The sequence below is a fragment of the Actinoplanes sp. NPDC051859 genome, assembly GCF_044452725.1.
GTDB lineage: Bacteria > Actinomycetota > Actinomycetes > Mycobacteriales > Micromonosporaceae > Actinoplanes.
Map to the genome: position 1 here is coordinate 232,497 of NZ_JBITBX010000002.1, position 17,246 is coordinate 249,742.

A 17,246-nucleotide genomic window follows, 5' to 3' on the forward strand; every position below is an offset into this window, starting at 1 on the left:
TCGCAGGTGCGGGACCGGTTGACCCATGGCGGTGACCAACTCGGCATCGTCGGTTGGGCGACACGCGGCTGTCCGGTCCTTGCCGCGGGGTTCATCATCGAGACGCGAAGCGCATCGGCGTGCTGAGAGAGGTGGACGTCATGTACGCAATGACGATGGAAGTTCCCGCCCCGGTCGAGCTGTACGACAAGATTCATGCGGAGTTGCTGCGGCGGACCACGGGGTCGGTCGAGGGCTTGTTGGTGCATATCGGCCGAGCCACTGCTCGTGGTTTCGAGGTGATCGAGATTTGGGAGTCTCGGGAGCAGTTCGAGCACTTCGCGCAGGAGGTCAACTCGGTGGTGGCGGACCTTTCCCAGGGCGACTTCCCTCTTGCCGCTGGGGCTGTGACTGAGTTTGACCTGCGGGGGTTCCTGGTGCCGACGGCCAAGATTTTTCAGTGAGAGCTGGGCAGGTGGTGTCCGGTCGAGCGCTGGCAGACTCGGCATGACCGGCCTCACGCTCAGCCGACCGGGCTGTCGGTGAGCGCGAGGTTGCCGGCATTGTCAGCGGGAAGCGTTGCGGTGTGCGCACGCCATCTGCGAGAAGCGTGACGGTCTGCGCAGACCACCTGCGAGAAGCGTGTTATGCGGACGCGACCAAGGGCTTGAGGGCGGTGCCGACTGTGGTCACCATGCCGGGGCGGTGGCCTGTGCGGATCAAGTTGATGGTGATGCCGTCGATGCCTGCCTTGATGACCCTGTCGTGGAGTTGGTCGGCGACCTGTTCGGGCGTACCCAAGAAGACGCGGTTTCGGCGGTCTTCCGGGATCTCCTGACCGATCTCCTTCACCTCCTGCTCGGTCTCGCCGACGAGGCCCATGGCGAGGTAGCTGGTCGCGAGCGTGGCGGGGTCCCGACCGATTTCCTCGCAGCGCTCACGCAGAACCGCGACCTTGCGGGGGAGCTCTTCGACGTCGCAAATGATGTTCATGTGATCGGCGAAACGGGCGGCGAGCCGAAACGTCTTCTGCTCGCCGCTGCCGCCGAGCATGATCGGAATTGTCGGTCGCAGTCGCGGGTTGTTCATCGCGCCGCGGGCTTGGTACCACTTGCCGTCGAGCGTGGCGGGCTCGCCTTTGAGCATGGGGGCGATGATCGTCAACGCTTCTTCGAGCCGTTCGAAACGTTGAGTGAAGGTGCCGAACTCGAAGCCGTAATCGTGGTGCTCGCGCTCGAACCAGCCGGCGCCGATGCCGAGGATCGCTCGCCCCTTGGAGACCACGTCGAGGGTGGTCACGGTCTTCGCCAACAGGGTGGGATTTCGGTACGTGTTGCCCGTGACCAGCGCGGACAGCTGGATCGTCGACGTGGCCGAGGCAAGCGCGCCGAGCGTGGTGTACGCCTCGAGCATCGCGTTCTCGGGAGCGCCGATGCCCGGCAATTGATAGAAGTGGTCCATGACCAGCACGGTGTCGAAGCCCGCCGCCTCGGCCTCGCGAGCCTGCGCAGTCACGGTGTCGAAGAGATCTTCGACCGCGCCGCCGGGGTAGGTGTAGTTCGGGATCTGGTAGCCGAGCCGGATGCTCACAAGTGCCTCCGCTGTCCTTGGTCGTCTTCATGTAAGTTACCACTTACATAGGGAGGGGCGGGGGCTATGGCGGCGAAGCGGAGCTATCACCACGGTGACCTCCGGGCTGCCCTGATTGCGGCCAGTTTTGACCAACTCGCTGACGGTGGCCTGCCCCGATTCTCGGTCGCCGCCGTAGCGCGCAGGCTGAACGTGAGCTCGGCCGCGCCGTACCGGCATTTCCCGGATCGGGTGCACCTGCTCGGCGCGGTCTCGGCGGTCGCTGCGGGCGATCTGCGAGCCGCGATCGAGACCGCTGCGGTGGAGGCCGGGTCTGATCCCGCCGCCCGGTTGGCGGCCGCGGCGGGCGCATATGTTCGGTACGTTGCGCGTACGGGAGCCGGCTTCTCGGTCATCTATGCCGCGGAGCTGCACGACTTTCCGGATGAAGCACGCCGGGAGCAGACCCGGGCATTGATGACCTCCTTGCTTGATTTGGGTACGGCGACCGGTGTGCCGTCGTATCAGGAAGCGGTGTTGATGGTGGAGGCCACCATCGCGGTGGCTCAGGGTTACACGTCGTTGCTGGCAGACGGATTCTTTGCTCGCAAGGCGCACTCCGCTGACGCTGTCGCCGACCGAGCCACCCAGGCCGCGCGTTCCTTGGCCGCTCCGTCCCGCGGCGCTGGCTCATGATGACCTGATCGGCCTGGCGTTGGGCGGCCCCTGTGGATAAGTAGCCATTGTGGATAACCGCTTGCGCCGGCACGATCGGCGATAGCGTGGCTGCCATGGTTACCAGCGATTCCACCCTCGTCCTGGGCGGCACCGGCACGATCGGCAGCCAGGTGGTCCGGCAACTCCGCGACTCCGGCCACGAGGTCAGAGTCGGTTCGCGGCATGGCGAAATCCCCTTCGACTGGTCCGCACCGGAGACGTGGGAGCCGGTGTTGAGTGGCGTGGGAACGATGTATGTCGTTTTGCCGGACCGCACCGAGCTGCCGGCCACGTTTCTCGGCACCGCGGAGCGGGCCGATGTGCGCAGAGTGGTGCTGCTGTCGGATCGCGGCATCGACATCATGAACGTCACCCACTTGCAGAAGGCGGAGCGTGCGGTCCGAGACTTCTGCGGTGAGTGGACGATCGTCCGAGCTGACTGGTTCGATCAGGACTTCGAGACGTTCTTCCGGCCAGCGGTCCTGGGCGGGCGCCTCTGTGTGCCGGTCGGGGCGGCCCGGCAGGGTTTCGTCGACGCCGCCGACATCGGTGCCGTCATGGCGAGAGTCGGAAGCTCGGGAGACTATGCCGGGCGGGTGCTGTCGCTGACGGGCCCACGAGCCTTGTCGTTTTCGGAAGCGCTGGAGCTCATCTCGCAAGCCACCGGGCGCTCGATCACCTTCGACGGCAGCCCGGAAGCTTTCCGGGAGGCGATGAGCGCGGATGGGCTGCCTGTCGAGGCAATCGACACCATGGCTGCCAACTTTGCGAACCTCGCGGCACGGGGCGACACCGAACTGACCGGAGACGTGCAGGAGGTTCTAGGCAGACCCGCCAGGGATTTCGCAGCGTATGTGAATGACGCCGCGGATCGGGGCGTGTGGCGCGAAGGCTGACGCGGGCCCAGGGAATGGAGCGGGAGGTCACGCTGGGGGTCGGGCGGCGGCGATGACTCGGGTGAGAGCGGCGTGGAGTTGTTGGAGTTCAGCAACAGGCATGCCTAGGCGCTGCACGACGGCCGGCGGGATCTGCTCAGCGCGGGCGCGGAGAGCGCGGCCTTCGGCGGTGAGGCTGATGGACAGGCTGCGCTCGTCGTCGGGATCCCGTTCGCGGCGCAGGTAGCCGACGGACTCCAAGCGCTTGAGCAGCGGGGAGAGGGTGCCAGGATCGAGTTGGAGGAGGTCGCTGAGCCTGCGGACGGATAGCGGTTCGTGTTGCCACATCGCCAGCATCACCAAGTATTGCGGGTGGGTCAGGCCCATGGGTTCCAGCAGCGGACGGTAGACCGCGACGACGCCCCGGGCAGCGACCGACAGGGCGAAACACACCTGCTGCTCCAACGCCAGCGGATCGGTGGTGTCGATCGGATCACTCACTACGGCTTCTCCTCAGGTTGCTGGCTAGAGTACCAATAGTTGGGGTACAAACTATTGGGACACCAAGGGATCCGTTGGAGGCTGGCTTCATGGCGAAGACTGATCGGGCTCCGAGCCGGAGCCGGTTCATGCGATGGTTCCATGCGACGTTTGATGACTGGTTCTTCCGGTCGATGATTGGCCCAGCGCAGACTGCTAACGCGGTGCACGGCTGCGAGCAGCCCGCTCGTGAGCAGTGGAAGCGTGACTTGGCTGCCCGGAAGCAGTTCACCCGGGACCAGCGAGAGCGCAAGCGACTCGCTCGTGAGCAGCAGAGCGACTAACCGCTGTCGCGGTGAATCTTGATGCCGAGGTTGCACACGCCTCGGCGATGAGCGATCCGGCAGGCTCAGCCTGCACGTGCTCAGCCTGCACGTGCTCAGCCTGCACGAGCCCAGTCCGCACGAGCGCGGCCATACGCTTACGTACCGTCGTGCCAGCACTGCCACGAACTCGCGACCCTGCAGCCGCTCACCCGCCCGCCGCGCTTCCTGCTCGCCGCCGAGTTGGCGGGGCTGACCGTCAGAATCCTCAGCAAGTGCCAGGGCGGGTGATGGTGCGGGGCTCAGGGAGGTGGCGCAACTGGGGAGGGGTGTGGTGTCGGGCATCTGGCTGGCGCATTCCGGGGCGGCGGAGCACTCCCTAGTCTGCGGGCAGAGCGGTGCGCGGGAGGCGATCGTGACGATCTTGCAGGACACCCCCGAATTCGTGGCACGGCCCGCTGACGCGGTGGCGGGTCTGCTGCCTGACAGGCAGAGCGCGCGGGCAGCTGTCGCCGCATTGCATGCGGCCGGGTTTGCTGCGGTCGAGAGTCGACCTTGGCATCCCGAGCGTTGCCGCTTGCGGGACTGGGATGGCGACGCGCCACTTATGCATCTGTACGTGGCCGGGCTGCACCAGGGGCGTTCGCTGGTGTTAGTGCCCGCGGCTCGGCAGCAGCGCAGGGAAATAGGCCGGGTGCTGATGCGGCATCGGGGCCGCGCCGTGTACTACTTCTCTGCCGTGGGAGTGGAGTCGCTGGCTGTTCTGGTCTGACGTGGACTCGGACGCGGCTGTGCTGACTCGGCTTCGAGTGCCGAGGCAAAGATTGCTGACCTGAACCGACAGCTGCGGCGGTCGGGACCGCGGTCGCGCCTAGCTGACGCAAGGGTGGGCCGCTCTCGAGGTCCGGGTGCTGGGATGCGGTTGATCTCGGAGGGTTCGGGCGCGGGCTAGGAAGCGGTGGCTTCGGGCGTTCGGATATGCCGGCGGCGTCGGAGATCGGTGTGGGTGCGATTGCGGCTGGGTGCGGGCCGGCTGTTCTGCGTGCTGACCATCGAGGGCGTAACGCCAGTCTGGAGGGACTGCACGGCTTCCTCGCGACATCGAAGCGGATGCAACCGACCGTCGAGTCCGGCGGTACGCCGGCCTGGATCGGCGGTATGCCGGCCTGGATCGGCGGTATGCCGGCCTGGATCGGCGGTCGAGATGCCGGCATCGAGTGGGAGCGTTGATGAGAGCCGGCGTAGCGGGTTGCCGGTCACGCGGCCGGTCAACTGCTGGAGGCGGCGGAGGCCCGACCGAGGAGGTGCGCGCAGGGATGCCCGCTCCAGAGCGACGAGGCCGGCCAGACGCGGTAGTGCAGGGGGTGTGGTCGATCGGCAGGAGAAAAGGTCGGACCGTGATGTCGTTCATTAAATTTTCGTGAATCGGATAGCGCGGTAGGGGTGAATCGTGAGCGGGTTCAGCAGGGGCGGATGCGGTTCTTCTGTGCCGCGGCCGGTTAGCTGTATGAATGAATGGTCACAGTCCCGTGTCGCCGTGGAAAATTCGGGTCTTGCAAATTGGCGAGAGAGGTGCTGAATGATGACCGGAAAACGGATTGAGCTGCGGTGATGTCCGTTCGGCGCGGCAGCGGGCGCAGTGACGGAACGCATCGACACCCTTCGGTACGTTCTGTCCAGTCTAGACGGTCGCCGTCCTACTCAGTGAGGACCCTGCGGTGATCAGGGAGCGGGCTACGATGTGGTTGAAATAGCAGGTGAAAGTGCAGATCCACAGCGGACGGGTAATGAGTAAGGGCCGGCCTTGATCGGGTTGACACGACGGCTCGGGGTTGTGAGTATGCCCTCCGACCGGTCGAGTTGACGTGCAAGTTGCATACTCATAGTGTCTGATATGTGACGACGGGTGCGGGCTGGGATGAGTTCCCGCGTCGCGAAGTGCAGGGTAGTCGGAGCGGCCGCGAGGAGTGCTTGGTGACTGTCAGGATCGGCATCAACGGCTTCGGTCGCATCGGGCGATCCGTTATGCGCATCATCAACGCCGCGCCGGGCTCTGGAATCACGGTTGCTGCCGTTAATGACATCGCCGCGCCGGACAGATTGGCGCATGCCCTGAAACGCGACAGCTTGCGTGGCCGATTCGCTGGCACCGTCGGTACGGTGGGCGGGCAGCTCATCGTGAACGACCGTCCGATCTGGACTTACCGAGAATCGCAGCCGGGCCGCATCCCGTGGTCCGACGCCGGCGTTGACGTGGTCATCGAGGCCACCGGCCAGTTCCGCCGCGGCGACGACGCACGCGTGCACATCACCCACGGTGGCGCCCGCAAGGTCGTGATCAGTGCGTCTGCGGACGACCCAGATGCCGTCCTGGTCTGGGGGGTGAACCACGACTTGTACGACCCCGCCCGGCACGATGTCGTGTCGCCTGCCTCCTGCGGTGTGAACGCACTGTCCGTGATGGCAAAGGTGCTGCTGGACCGCTTCGGGCTGCGCAGCGTGCAGACCTCGGTGGTGCTTGCGGTGCAGGGCTGGCAGAAGGTGCACGATGCCACCACGGGAACGTCGCGAGACGATCCGCGATTGGGACGGGCCGCTTCGGAAAGCATCATTCCGCACGATCACGTTAGCGGTGACCTGCTAAGTGTGGTGCTTCCTCGGCTCGGCGAGGTGCGTTACAGCTACTACTGCGTGCCCACCCCGATCGGGTCGCTCGCCGAGCTGGGTGGGCACACCGATCGGCCGGTCAGCGTCGACGAGCTGAACCACGCGATGGCGGAGGCCGCAGCGGGGCCGATGCGTGGGTTGATCGACTATGACCCCGATCCGACTGTCTCGATCGACGTCCGAGACAACCCGGCCTCCTGTCTTTTCGACCCGTCCGGGACCCAGGCCACGGCCGACGGGGGCGTCAAGGTGCGTGGCTGGTTCGACAACGAATGGGGCTTCTCCCATCGGCTGGTCGACCTTTCCCGCCTGGTGGGGGAACGTGAGCCCGTCCCGGCGGGCCTCCTCTACAAGACCGCGGCAGCCTGACCGCCTCCGCCGGCAACGGGACTGGCGGCGGCGAACGTCATCAGGACTATTCGAGCCGCCCGGCTGAGGGCAGCGGGGGTAGCGACAGCGCCGGCGGAAACGGAGGCGAGAGCGGGGACGGAATATCCACAAGGCTGCGGCGTATCCACAGGCCGCAGCACGGCGTACGCCGGGTGGGGTAGAACGGATCGGTGATCTCCCGCGATGCAATCGAAGCTGCAGCCCGGCGCCTGACCGGACGGGTGCGCCGGACACCCGTGCTGACCGATGGGCCGGTCGGCTACAAACTAGAGCTGGTGCAGCACGCCGGGTCCTTCAAGACCCGGGGAATGTTCAACAAGATCCTGACGGCCGCCGAGGACGGCTTGCCCGCTGCCGGCATCATCGCCGCGTCCGGCGGCAATGCGGGACTTGCGGCGGCCTACGCCGCCCGGGAGCTGGGCGTGCCGGCGGAGATCTTCGTGCCGGTCACCGCGCCGCCGGTCAAGGTCGCGAAGCTGGCCAAGCTGGGTGCCCGGGTCGTCCAAGCCGGAGTTGAGTACGCGGAAGCGTTCGCCGCCGCGAGTGTGCGCGGCGCCGAAACCGGGGCACTGTTCTGTCACGCCTACGACGACGCGGACATGGTCGCGGGCAACGGCACGGTGGCGTTGGAGTTGCTGGAGCAGTTGCCCGCTGGCTTCGACACTGTGCTGGTGGCGGTCGGTGGGGGTGGCCTGATTGCGGGTGTGGCGGCTGCTCTGCACGGCCAGGCCAAGGTGGTGGCGGTCGAACCGCGCAACGCCCGGGCGTTGAATGCCGCCCTCGACGCCGGAGCAGCAGTGGATGTGCCCGTTTCCGGAGTCGCCGCGGATTCGCTCGGAGCGCGGCGTGCCGGGGCGATCGCCGTCGAAACCGCCGTCGCCGCCGGGCTGAGCTCGGTGCTTGTCGACGATCAGGCGATCGTCGAGGCACGTCGGCGGTTGTGGGAGGACTATCGGCTCGTGGTGGAGCACGGGACGGCGTGCGCGCAGGCGGCGCTCACCTCAGGTGCGTATGTCCCGGCGGTCGGGGAGCGGGTGATCGTTCTGCTCTGCGGAGCCAACACCGATCCCGCAGATCTGGCCTAGGCCGCGGGGCGGGGCGGCGTCAGACCTGGGGGCGGGGCGGCGTCAGACCTGGGGGCGGGGCGGCGGTAGTGCGGTTGGGGGCGGGTGTGCCCGTACCTATGGGATCTGGACCTTGCGCGACGATCACCTGCGGGAGATTCGGGATGTCCGTAATGCTGGGGCTATGACGGATGACGACAATCAGATCAAATCGGTGCGGCAGTTCCGCCGGTTCGCTGTGGTGGTCTGTCTCGCCGGTGCACTGGTGCAGCTTGCGCTCACCGCCTACTACCTGGGCATGGGCCATCGGGCCATGCCGCATGACGTGCCGGTCGGGCTGGTCTCGCCTGCAAGTAAGCAGGCCGCCATCCTCGACTTGCTGGAGCGCGACGGTGTTTTCGAGGCCACCATCTATGGTTCCGTGGCCGAGCTGGAGACCGCGATCCAGGAGCGTGCCGTGTACGGCGGGGTCGACGTGACAGCTGACCGGCCGCACCTCTATATCGCGAGCGCCGCCGGGACCGCCGCCGCGTCACTGTTGCGCACCACCTACACGTCCGTCATCGCCCAGCAGAACGGCGCGCATCTCAGCGAGTTGGCGAAGCGGGGTAATGCGATCTCCGTCGCCGAGGCCAGTTCGCTGGCCGCCCCGCCGCCGATCACCGACGTCGTGCCGCTGCCCGCTGACGATGTCAATGGCGCATCACTGGGCTTCCTCACCCAGGCGCTCGCCCTCGGCGGGACGATTGCCTCCGTCGGGCTGGGCCGGCTCATCCCGCGCACTCGCCGCTCGTGGGCGCGCGGGTTGGGACACCTCACGACCTTGATCGTGTACGCCGTGGCGTCGGCGGCGGTGGTGCTGTGGTCGATGAGCTGGTTCGGGGTCGGCGCGGATGCCGATCACGTCACGATGTTCGGCATCTTCGCGCTGGTCTCGCTCGCGATCACCGGCTCCACCGCGGGCGCGGTGGCCCTCGTCGGTCCGGCGGGCGCGCTGCTCGGAGCCGTCTATTTCACCATCGGTACGGTGATCAGCGGCGCGAGCATCCTCCCCGAGTTTCTGCCCGACTTCGGCCGGATCCTCGGCGAGAACCTGCCGACCGGCGCAGGCGTGCAGGCAGTCCGCTACGACCTCTACTTCCCGGACGCCTCGATCGGCGGGCCGCTGCTGGTGCTCTCCCTCTACGCGGGCATCGGGTGCCTCCTCGTCCTGATCACCAACCTGCTGCCGAACCGCGCCGACAAGACCTCGGAGCTCGACCTGGAGGTCAAGGACCGCATCGAAGGCAACGAGGTGCGCCAACCCGTCGCCATCGGCTGACCCACCTCGATCGCGGCGCAAGGCTGACGGCACGCTGAGTTGCGCGGCAGGTTGGCCTCGCCTTGGGCTGCGCGGCAGGTTGGCCTCGCCTTGGGCTGGGCGGCAGGTTGGCCTCGCCTTGGGCTGGGCGGCAGGTTGGCCTCGCCTTGGGTTGCGCGGCAGGTTGGCCTCGCCTTGGGCTGCGCCGCAGGCTGGCCCCGCCTTGGGGTTCGGTTCGCGTTGACGCCACTCCTGGGTTGCGGCTCAGTCTTTTCCGGGTTGCGCCGAAGAGGCAGGGGTCAGGCCGCGCAAGTACGGAGGTGTTCGCGGTGGGAATCGAGCGCGTCAACAGCCGGATGAGCGACATCCAGAGCCGGATCCTCGCGTTGCAGACCCAGCAGGCCACCAAGACCGCGGCAGCTACCTCGACCGCCACGGGCACCACATCCGCCTCGGGTGCCTCGTTCGCCTCGGCGCTTGCGGACGCGATGGGAACGCAGACAACTGGCGCGGCCAACAAGTCGTACTCGTTGAACAGTAAGGGGATCCCGACCGAGTTGGCCGCCTACGGCAACGGCAAGATCCCGGCGAATGCGCTCAGCAAGGTGGGCAACACCAACCACAAGCTGTGGGCGCCGGCCGCCGAGTCACTGAACCAGATGATCGCCGACGCCAAGGCGCAGGGGGTGACCATCGGCATCACCGACTCCTACCGCTCATATGAGGAGCAGGTCGACGTCGCGCGGCGTAAGGGCCTGTATTCCCAAGGTGGGTTGGCGGCGAAGCCGGGCACCAGTGAGCACGGCTGGGGCATGGCGACCGACCTCGATCTGAACGCCAAGGCGCAGAAGTGGATGCGGGAGAACGGTGAAAAGTACGGCTTCACCGAGAACGTGCCGCGCGAGCCGTGGCACTGGGCGTACAAACCGAAGTCGGTCTAAGCCCGACAGATCAGCTCGCCGTGCAGGACGGACAGCCAGCCGTCGGGGTGGGCCGCCCAGGTCTGCCAGCCGTGGGAGATGCGGTTCAGATCGTCGCGGGTGGCGGCTCCCGACGCCACCGCTTGCCGGGCCAGGTCCGAGGCGAGGATGCGTTCCGCCCACATGCCACCCCACCACGCCCGATCGTCGTCTGTGGCGAAGCACCAGGTTGACGAGGTCGCTGTGACGTCGGTGAAGCCGGCGGCGTGTGCCCAGGAGAGCAGCCGGCGTCCCGCATTCGGTTCGCCGCCGTTGCCGCGGGCGATGCGGTCGTAGAGACTCAGCCACTCGTCGAGTTCCGGCAGGCGCGGAAACCAGGTGAAGGCCGCATAGTCGCTGTCGCGCACGGCGACCACGCCGCCGGGACGGGCGACGCGGCGCATCTCGCGCAGCGCCTGGACCGGGTCGCCGACGTGCTGGAGCACCTGGTGGGCGTGGACCACGTCGAAGGTCGCGTCGGCAAAGGCGAGGGCGTGCACGTCGCCAACCGCGAAGTCGATGGTGGTCAGGCCGCGCCGGGCGATCTCGCAGCGGGCGAGGTCCAGCGCAGGCCCGGTGTGCTCCAGGGCCGTGACCCGGCCGGGTGTGACGTGCGTCGCCAGGTCGGCGGTGAGGGTGCCCGGCCCGCAGCCCACGTCGAGCAGGCGTGCGCCGGAGGTCAGGTGGGGCAGCAGGTACGCCGCCGAATTTTCTGCGGTGCGCCACCGGTGTGGCCGCAGAACCGACTCGTGGTGTCCGTGGGTGTAGACGGCAGACATGCCGTCGACGTTACGGCCGGAGATTTCCGTACGCGCAGTTCGGACCGTACGTTGGGACCATGAGGATCGGCATCGTCGGCGCGACGGGACAGGTCGGTGGCGTCATGCGCCGCATCCTGGCCGAGCGCGCGTTCCCCGTAGACCAGCTCCGGCTCTTCGCTTCCGCGCGTTCCGCCGGTCGGACACTGCCCTGGCACGGGGGTGAAGCCACCGTCGAGGACGCCGAGAAGGCGGACTTCCGCGGACTCGACATCGTCCTGTTCTCGGCGGGCAAGGGCAGCTCCAAAGAGTTCGCGCCGCGGGTTGCTGAGGCCGGCGCTGTCGTGATCGACAACTCGTCGGCCTGGCGGATGGACCCGGACGTCCCGCTCGTGGTCGCCGAGGTCAACCCGGACGCCATCGCCCGGCGTCCGAAAGGCATCATCGCCAACCCCAACTGCACCACCATGGCCGCCATGCCGGTGCTGCGGCCGCTGCACGACGAGGCCGGGTTGCTTTCTCTGGTCGCCACCACCTATCAGGCGGTCTCCGGCGCGGGCTCGGCCGGCGTCGCCGAGCTCGCCGAGCAGGTGCAGAAGGTCGCCGACCGCGCCACCGAGCTGACCCACGACGGCAGTGCGGTCGAGTTTCCTGCGGCCCGTTCCTTCGCCCGACCGATCGCCTTCAACGTGCTGCCGCTCGCCGGTGCGATCGTCGACGACGGCCGCGGCGAGACTGACGAAGAACAGAAGCTGCGCAACGAGAGCCGCAAGATTCTCGGCCTACCGGACCTGAAGGTTTCGGGTACGTGCGTACGGGTGCCCGTGTTCACCGGCCATTCGCTGCAGGTGAACGCAAGGTTCGCCCGACCGGTCACGCCGGAGCGGGCGCGCGAGTTGCTGGCGGCGGCTCCCGGTGTCGAGCTGTCGGACATTCCGACGCCGTTGCAGGCCGCCGGGCGCGATCCGACGTACGTGGGGCGGATCCGTGCCGACGAGACGGTGGAGAACGGGCTCGCGCTGTTCCTGTCCAACGACAATCTGCGCAAGGGAGCGGCGCTGAACGCCGTCCAGGTCGCGGAGCTGGTGGCGGCCTCGCTGCGCTGAGCTTCCTGGCTTGTTCGCCCCGTCCCGCCGACTCGGTGGGGCGGGGCGCTGTTGTTTGGTCAGGGCGGCTCGGTGATTGGCCCGGTCGTGGTTTCGGTCGGCTCGGCGGGCAGGAAGCGCCGGCGGCGGTAAACATTTTGTCGTTCCTTCGGGGGGTATTTGCGACGCTCCACTATGGAAAAACGGGGCTTTTTGCCTGAATCGGTAGCGCTTGGTCGGTTTGAGGTGCACAGTGATGGCATGAACGACAGTGGGCCTGGTGGGGGCGGCTACTTCTGGTGCCTCCGGCATGACCGGGTCGAGTCCGAGGACGCCGTATGTGCTGCCCAAAACCGGCTCGGCCCGTACGCCTCCGCTGACGACGCCACGCGGGCACTCGAGACGGTCGAGAAGCGCAATGCGGCGTGGGATGCCGAGGACGCCCGCTGGACCGGGGAGGTCAGCTAGCTCCGGCCCGACCCCTGTGTCCAAGCCGGAATCGTCGGTCTCCTCCGCGGAGACGAGCCCGCAGTCATTCGCTAGGAGGAAGTACCCCATGGCCGTGACCAAGAAGGCCGCCCCGACCCGGGCTGCCGCCAAGAAACCCGCCGCCGCAACGGCCGCGGCCCGGTCGGCAACCGGCAAACGCGCCACCGCGGCGCCCACCAAACGCACCGCCGCCGCCACCTCGACCACCGGCCAGCGCCCCGCCACGGTTTCGAGCACCGCGGCGCCCGCTCCGGCCCGCCGGGCGTCGGCCAACGGTGCTGCTGGTACTGCTGTGGCGAAGAAGACCGCGAAGCGAGCCTCCACCATCGCCAAGAGCGCCACTTCCTCCGCGACCAAGGCTGCCTCCGCCACGAAAGCCGTGGGCCGTGCTTCGGTAGCAAAGACCACACCCGCGAAGTCGACGGCTACCACCACATCGGCAGCGACAAAGTCGGCTGCTGCGAAGAAGGCAACGGCTGCCAAGTCGACCGCTGCAAGGACCCCGGCCGTCAAGACCACGGCGACAAGGTCAGCGGCCGCGAAGTCAACGGCTGCGAAGGGCACGGCTGCGAAGAGCACGGCTGCGAAGAGTACGGCTGGGACGACCACGGCTCTGAAGCGTGCGACTGCGAAGTCTGGGGCGATGAAGAGCGCGGCTGCGACAACGGCGGCCGGCAAGGTGGCGGCGAAGAAGGCCCCGGCTAGCAAGACGGCCGCGAAGAAGGCTCCGGCAACCAAGACCGCGACCAAGTCGACGACCGCCCGCACGACCGCGGCCAACGCCACCGCAGGGAGGGCCACGGCGGCCAAGAGCACGACGGCGAAGGCGACCGGCGTCGCGAAGAAGGCGAAGGCCACGGCGACGACGGTGGCGAAGAAGGCGAAGGCCACGGCGACGACGGTGGCGAAGAAAGCGAAGGCCACGGCGACGACGGTGGCGAAGAAGACTGCCACCAAGGCCTCTGCGACTAAGGCTGCGGCGACCAAGGCTGCCGCTACCAGGTCGGATGCGGCGGCAAAGGCCGCCACCAAGACGGCTGCTGTCAAGAAGGCTGCTGTCAAGAAGGCGCTGGCGAAGTCCGCTGTCGCCAAGAAGGCTTCCGCCAAACCGAGCACGGCACGATCGACCGCGGCCATGCCCGGCGCTGCCAAGTCAACGACGGCCAAGCCGAAGGCTGCCAAGTCGACGATGACCAAGGCGGCGAAGTCGACGATCGCCAAGAAGGCCCCTGGCATCGCCAAGGCCGGCCGCCCGGCAACCGCCAAGTCCCCAGCGGCAAAGCCCGCGGCCCGACCCGCCACAGCAAAGTCGGCAGCCGCGGCCAAGGCGACTGCCACCAAGGCGACTGCCACCAAGACCGCCGCCAAGGCGTCTGCGTCACGGGCATCCGCGGCTAAGGCGACTGCGGCCAAGACGACCGCGGCCAAGGCGACCGCGAGCAAGGCGACCGCGACCAAGGCGACCGCGACCAAGGCGACGGCTGTGCGGGCGACCGGCAACGCCGCCGCTGCCAAGGTTCGGGCCGGGAAGGCCAGCAACGCCAAGCCGGCGACGATGACCAAGAACTCGGCCACCAACGCCGGACGGGTCAAGCAACCCGCCAACGCGGCGGCAGCCCGCCGGGCGACTGCGGCCAGCAATGGCCGGGCGGCGAGCACCATCAACGGTCGTACACCCGCGGTGCGCAAGGCGACCACCAAGCGCTAGCAGCGCCGCGGTGCGCAAGGCGACCACCAAGCGCTAGCAGCGCCGCGAAAGGGCCGCACCCAGCAGGGGTGCGGCCCTTTCGCGTGTTAGGAATGGGCGGTGCCGATCAAACGGGTTTTCGCGCCGCGTATCGACTTCTCCGTGCTGCGGGCGGAGTTGAAACTGCCCGGCGACTTCCCGGCGGAGGCGTTGGCGGAGGCTGAACGGGCTGCCGCCATCGTGCCGCCGGCTGTGGACCGTACCGATGTGCCGTTGGTGACTGTCGATCCGGCTTCGTCGCGCGATCTGGACCAGGCGATGCACCTGGGCCGGCGGTCTGGTGGCGGCTTCCGGGTGCGTTACGCGATCGCCGATGTGGCGAGCTTTGTGCGGCCGGGCGGTCCGCTGGAAACCGAGACTTGGGTACGCGGACAGACCATCTATCTGCCTGACGGCCGGATCCCGTTGCACCCGCCGGTGCTCAGCGAGGATGCGGTGAGCCTGCTGCCGGGCGTGGACCGGGCGGCCGTGCTGTGGACGATCGACCTGGACGCGGACGGTGTGATCGTTGCTGTCGTGGTGGAGCGGGCGCGGGTGCGTAGCCGGGAGAAGCTGGCCTACGCCGGGTTGCAGGAGGCGGTGGCGGCGGGGACCGCGCCGGAGCCGATCGCGTTGTTGCCGGAGATCGGCGGGCTGCTCGCTGCTCGAGCTGCCGAGCGGGGCGCTGTCAATCTGCCGATGCCGGCGCAGGAGGTGGAGCCGGACGGCAGTGGGTGGCGGTTGGTGTTGCGGGCGCCGTTGCCGGTGGAGGAGCACAACGCGCAGATCTCTTTGCTGACCGGGATGGCCGCCGCGTCGTTGATGCTCGACGGTGGGGTGGGTCTGCTGCGGACCATGCCGGCGGCGAAACCTGAGGCGGTTACCGCGTTGCGGGTCGCTGCCGGTTCGCTCGGTGTGCAGTGGCCGGCGGAAGCGTCGGTGGGCGCGGTTGTCGCGTCGGTGGATCCGGCCGATCCGCGGGGTGCCGCCTTCCTGGATCAGGCGGCGGCGCTGCTGCGTGGGGCGGCCTACACGGCGTTCGACGGGGCAGTGCCGGCCGAAACCGGGCATGGCGGGGTGGGCGCCCCGTACGCGCATGTCACCGCGCCGTTGCGGCGGCTGGCCGACCGGTACGCGACCGAGGTGTGCCTGGCCCTGCACGCGGGTGAGCCGGTGCCGGAGTGGGCGCGGGCTGCCCTGCCGAAGCTGCCGGCGGCGATGGCCGCGACCGACCGGGTGGCGTCGGCGGCCGACCGTGGCGCGGTGGCGCTGACCGAGGCGGTGCTGCTCGCGGACCGGGTGGGCGAGCATTTCGAGGCGGCTGTCCTCGATGTGGACGACCCGCCGAAAGAGAAGCGGGGCGGCACGGTGGCGATCGACGAGCCCGCAGTGCGGGCGCGGTGCGTGGGGGAGTTGCCGCTGGGTGAGCGGGTCACGGTGCGGCTGGCCGTGGCGGACCCGGCGAGCCGCACCGTGACATTCGAGAAGGCTCAGGGCAGCTGAGGCAGGCCGCGGTCGTCGAACGGCCAGTCCGGGTTGTGGGTGACCTCCCACAGGTGCCCGTCGGGGTCGGTGAAGTAGCCGAGGTAGCCGCCCCAGGCGGTGGCGGTGCCGGCTTTGACCAGGGTGGCGCCGGCCTGGACGACGGTGCGCAGCGCCTCGTCCACTTCGGCGGGGCTTTCCACGTTGATCGCCAGCGATGTGCCGCGGAAGTCGGTGGCCGCCGGTGCGGGCGTCTCGGCGGGCAGGCCCGCGTCCGCGGCGAGGTCCTTGGTGCCGAACAGGGCGAGGGTGCTGCCGCCGGTATGGAAGAAGCTGACTTCGCCGGGGACCGAGGCGGGCGACAGGCGCCAGCCGATGGCTTGGTAGAACTCGGTGGCGCGGGCGACGTCGGCCACGCCGAGGGTGCTGAGGCTTACCCGGGCAGGAACAGACATGGCACAAAGTCTGCCATTGCCCCGATCTTGCCCGGGTGCCTGTTTCTAGAAGGTGTGTTCCTCAGCGGGGAATTCGCCGGTGCGGACCTCGTCGGCGAAGCTGCGGACGGCCTCGCCGAGCACTCCGGCCAGGTCGGCGTAGCGTTTGACGAACCGCGGCGCCTTGCCGGTGCGCAGCCCGGCCATGTCCTGCCACACCAGCACCTGGGCGTCGGTGTCGGCTCCGGCGCCGATGCCGACGGTCGGGATGTCGAGGTCCTTGGTGATCTGCTTGGCTACCTCACCGGGCACCATCTCGAGCACGACCGCGAAGGCACCGGCTTCGGCGACGGCCCGCGCGTCAGCGATGACCTCGTCGGCGGCGTTGCCCCGGCCTTGGACGCGGTAGCCGCCGAGGGTGTGCTCGCTCTGCGGCGTGAACCCGACGTGGCCCATCACGGGAATGCCCGCGCCGACGATCGCACGGATCTGGTCGGCGACGCGGCGGCCGCCCTCCAGCTTCACCGCGTGGGCGCCGGCTTCCTTCATGAAGCGTACGGCCGTGCGCAGCGCCTGGACCGGCCCCTCCTCGTAGGAGCCGAAGGGCAGGTCGGCCACGATCAGTGCGGTCTTCGTGGCGTTGACGACGGCGCGTACCAGAGGAAGCAGTTCGTCGGTCGTGACCGGGAGCGTCGTCTCGTAGCCGAAGACGTTGTTGGCCGCGGAATCGCCGACGAGCAGCACCGGGATGCCGTTGGTGTCGAACAGCGCAGCCGTGTACTGGTCGTAGGACGTGAGCATGGGCCAGCGGTCGCCGCGTTCCTTCGCCGCGATCAGGTCGCGGGTGCGGACCCGGCGGGTGGGTGGGCCGCCGTACAGGGTGGTGATCTCGGACATCGTTGTCTCCTTCCCTCGAGGCCGCACAGTGCGGTCCCCGGGTGTCGATTCG

At 68.3% G+C, this 17,246-nt stretch carries 17 protein-coding genes; 12 read left to right on the forward strand and 5 right to left on the reverse strand.

What is annotated here, in order from left to right; all coding sequences use genetic code 11:
* Positions 1-140 precede the first annotated feature (140 nt).
* A complete protein-coding gene (locus ACIA1L_RS05010; RefSeq protein WP_396071209.1) occupies positions 141-443 on the forward strand; it encodes a hypothetical protein in 303 nt (100 codons plus the stop codon).
* 181 nt (positions 444-624) lie between these two features.
* On the opposite strand, the gene ACIA1L_RS05015 is transcribed toward ACIA1L_RS05010, so the two are convergent.
* The gene (locus ACIA1L_RS05015; protein ID WP_396071210.1) at positions 625-1,569 is read right to left on the reverse strand and encodes an LLM class F420-dependent oxidoreductase; all 945 of its coding nucleotides are present in this window, start codon (positions 1,567-1,569) and stop codon (positions 625-627) included.
* Between the two features lie 66 nt (positions 1,570-1,635).
* Here ACIA1L_RS05015 and ACIA1L_RS05020 point away from each other — a divergent pair, with 66 nt between their 5' ends.
* On the forward strand, positions 1,636-2,244 hold the full coding sequence (locus ACIA1L_RS05020) for a TetR/AcrR family transcriptional regulator (protein WP_396071211.1): 609 nt from the start codon (positions 1,636-1,638) through the stop codon (positions 2,242-2,244).
* A 95-nt stretch (positions 2,245-2,339) separates the two neighbouring features.
* Complete coding sequence (locus ACIA1L_RS05025; RefSeq protein WP_396071212.1) at positions 2,340-3,161, forward strand: NmrA family transcriptional regulator; 822 nt, start codon at positions 2,340-2,342, stop codon at positions 3,159-3,161.
* 27 nt (positions 3,162-3,188) lie between these two features.
* Here ACIA1L_RS05025 and ACIA1L_RS05030 read toward each other — a convergent pair whose 3' ends face one another.
* Positions 3,189-3,641 carry a MarR family winged helix-turn-helix transcriptional regulator gene (locus ACIA1L_RS05030; protein ID WP_396071213.1) on the reverse strand — a complete coding sequence of 151 codons (453 nt, stop codon included), beginning with the start codon at positions 3,639-3,641 and terminating at the stop codon, positions 3,189-3,191.
* A gap of 717 nt (positions 3,642-4,358) precedes the next feature.
* Here ACIA1L_RS05030 and ACIA1L_RS05035 point away from each other — a divergent pair.
* The 5 genes from ACIA1L_RS05035 (at position 4,359) to ACIA1L_RS05055 (ending at position 10,305) form a co-directional block, all read left to right on the forward strand.
* Positions 4,359-4,715, forward strand: a complete 357-nt coding sequence (locus ACIA1L_RS05035; protein ID WP_396071214.1) for a hypothetical protein — start codon at positions 4,359-4,361, stop codon at positions 4,713-4,715.
* A gap of 1,202 nt (positions 4,716-5,917) precedes the next feature.
* Positions 5,918-6,979, forward strand: coding sequence for a type I glyceraldehyde-3-phosphate dehydrogenase (locus tag ACIA1L_RS05040; protein WP_396071215.1), 1,062 nt, complete (start codon positions 5,918-5,920; stop codon positions 6,977-6,979).
* 191 nt (positions 6,980-7,170) lie between these two features.
* Positions 7,171-8,085: a threonine/serine dehydratase gene (locus tag ACIA1L_RS05045; protein WP_396071216.1), complete on the forward strand. Its 915-nt coding sequence runs from the start codon at positions 7,171-7,173 to the stop codon at positions 8,083-8,085.
* A 163-nt stretch (positions 8,086-8,248) separates the two neighbouring features.
* Complete coding sequence (locus ACIA1L_RS05050; RefSeq protein ID WP_396071217.1) at positions 8,249-9,385, forward strand: hypothetical protein; 1,137 nt, start codon at positions 8,249-8,251, stop codon at positions 9,383-9,385.
* Between the two features lie 308 nt (positions 9,386-9,693).
* Complete coding sequence (locus ACIA1L_RS05055; protein WP_396071218.1) at positions 9,694-10,305, forward strand: D-alanyl-D-alanine carboxypeptidase family protein; 612 nt, start codon at positions 9,694-9,696, stop codon at positions 10,303-10,305.
* Here the strand turns inward: ACIA1L_RS05055 and ACIA1L_RS05060 are convergent.
* Positions 10,302-11,102, reverse strand: coding sequence for a class I SAM-dependent methyltransferase (locus ACIA1L_RS05060; protein WP_396071219.1), 801 nt, complete (start codon positions 11,100-11,102; stop codon positions 10,302-10,304). The two genes, ACIA1L_RS05055 and ACIA1L_RS05060, sit on opposite strands and share 4 nt — an antisense overlap.
* A 59-nt stretch (positions 11,103-11,161) precedes the next feature.
* Between ACIA1L_RS05060 and ACIA1L_RS05065 the strand changes: the two genes are divergently transcribed.
* The 4 genes from ACIA1L_RS05065 to ACIA1L_RS05080 all read left to right on the forward strand — a co-directional run bounded on the left by ACIA1L_RS05065 (position 11,162) and on the right by ACIA1L_RS05080 (position 15,884).
* Positions 11,162-12,187: an aspartate-semialdehyde dehydrogenase gene (locus ACIA1L_RS05065; protein ID WP_396071220.1), complete on the forward strand. Its 1,026-nt coding sequence runs from the start codon at positions 11,162-11,164 to the stop codon at positions 12,185-12,187.
* A gap of 240 nt (positions 12,188-12,427) precedes the next feature.
* Positions 12,428-12,634 (forward strand): hypothetical protein, encoded by a 207-nt coding sequence (locus ACIA1L_RS05070; protein WP_396071221.1) that lies wholly within the window; start codon positions 12,428-12,430, stop codon positions 12,632-12,634.
* Positions 12,635-12,722: 88 nt separating this feature from the next.
* Positions 12,723-14,363, forward strand: a complete 1,641-nt coding sequence (locus ACIA1L_RS05075; protein WP_396071222.1) for a hypothetical protein — start codon at positions 12,723-12,725, stop codon at positions 14,361-14,363.
* Positions 14,364-14,462: 99 nt separating this feature from the next.
* Entirely contained in the window at positions 14,463-15,884 is a 1,422-nt protein-coding gene (locus ACIA1L_RS05080) for an RNB domain-containing ribonuclease (RefSeq protein WP_396071223.1), read from the forward strand.
* On the opposite strand, the gene ACIA1L_RS05085 is transcribed toward ACIA1L_RS05080, so the two are convergent.
* Entirely contained in the window at positions 15,872-16,318 is a 447-nt protein-coding gene (locus ACIA1L_RS05085; protein ID WP_396071224.1) for a VOC family protein, read from the reverse strand. The genes ACIA1L_RS05080 and ACIA1L_RS05085 overlap by 13 nt on opposite strands.
* A 45-nt stretch (positions 16,319-16,363) precedes the next feature.
* Complete coding sequence (panB, locus tag ACIA1L_RS05090; protein WP_396071225.1) at positions 16,364-17,194, reverse strand: 3-methyl-2-oxobutanoate hydroxymethyltransferase; 831 nt, start codon at positions 17,192-17,194, stop codon at positions 16,364-16,366.
* Between the last annotated feature and the right edge of the window lie 52 nt (positions 17,195-17,246).

Excerpts from the sequence above, each read along its gene's own strand:
- ACIA1L_RS05010 (WP_396071209.1), top strand. The coding sequence starts at position 141 with ATGTACGCAATGACGATGGAAGTTCCCGCCCCGGTCGAGCTGTACGAC.
- ACIA1L_RS05020 (WP_396071211.1), top strand. The coding sequence starts at position 1,636 with ATGGCGGCGAAGCGGAGCTATCACCACGGTGACCTCCGGGCTGCCCTG.
- ACIA1L_RS05025 (WP_396071212.1), top strand. The coding sequence starts at position 2,340 with ATGGTTACCAGCGATTCCACCCTCGTCCTGGGCGGCACCGGCACGATC.
- ACIA1L_RS05050 (WP_396071217.1), top strand. The coding sequence starts at position 8,249 with ATGACGGATGACGACAATCAGATCAAATCGGTGCGGCAGTTCCGCCGG.
- ACIA1L_RS05060 (WP_396071219.1), bottom strand. The coding sequence starts at position 11,102 with ATGTCTGCCGTCTACACCCACGGACACCACGAGTCGGTTCTGCGGCCA.
- ACIA1L_RS05065 (WP_396071220.1), top strand. The coding sequence starts at position 11,162 with ATGAGGATCGGCATCGTCGGCGCGACGGGACAGGTCGGTGGCGTCATG.
- ACIA1L_RS05070 (WP_396071221.1), top strand. The coding sequence starts at position 12,428 with ATGAACGACAGTGGGCCTGGTGGGGGCGGCTACTTCTGGTGCCTCCGG.
- ACIA1L_RS05075 (WP_396071222.1), top strand. The coding sequence starts at position 12,723 with ATGGCCGTGACCAAGAAGGCCGCCCCGACCCGGGCTGCCGCCAAGAAA.
- ACIA1L_RS05085 (WP_396071224.1), bottom strand. The coding sequence starts at position 16,318 with ATGTCTGTTCCTGCCCGGGTAAGCCTCAGCACCCTCGGCGTGGCCGAC.
- panB (WP_396071225.1), bottom strand. The coding sequence starts at position 17,194 with ATGTCCGAGATCACCACCCTGTACGGCGGCCCACCCACCCGCCGGGTC.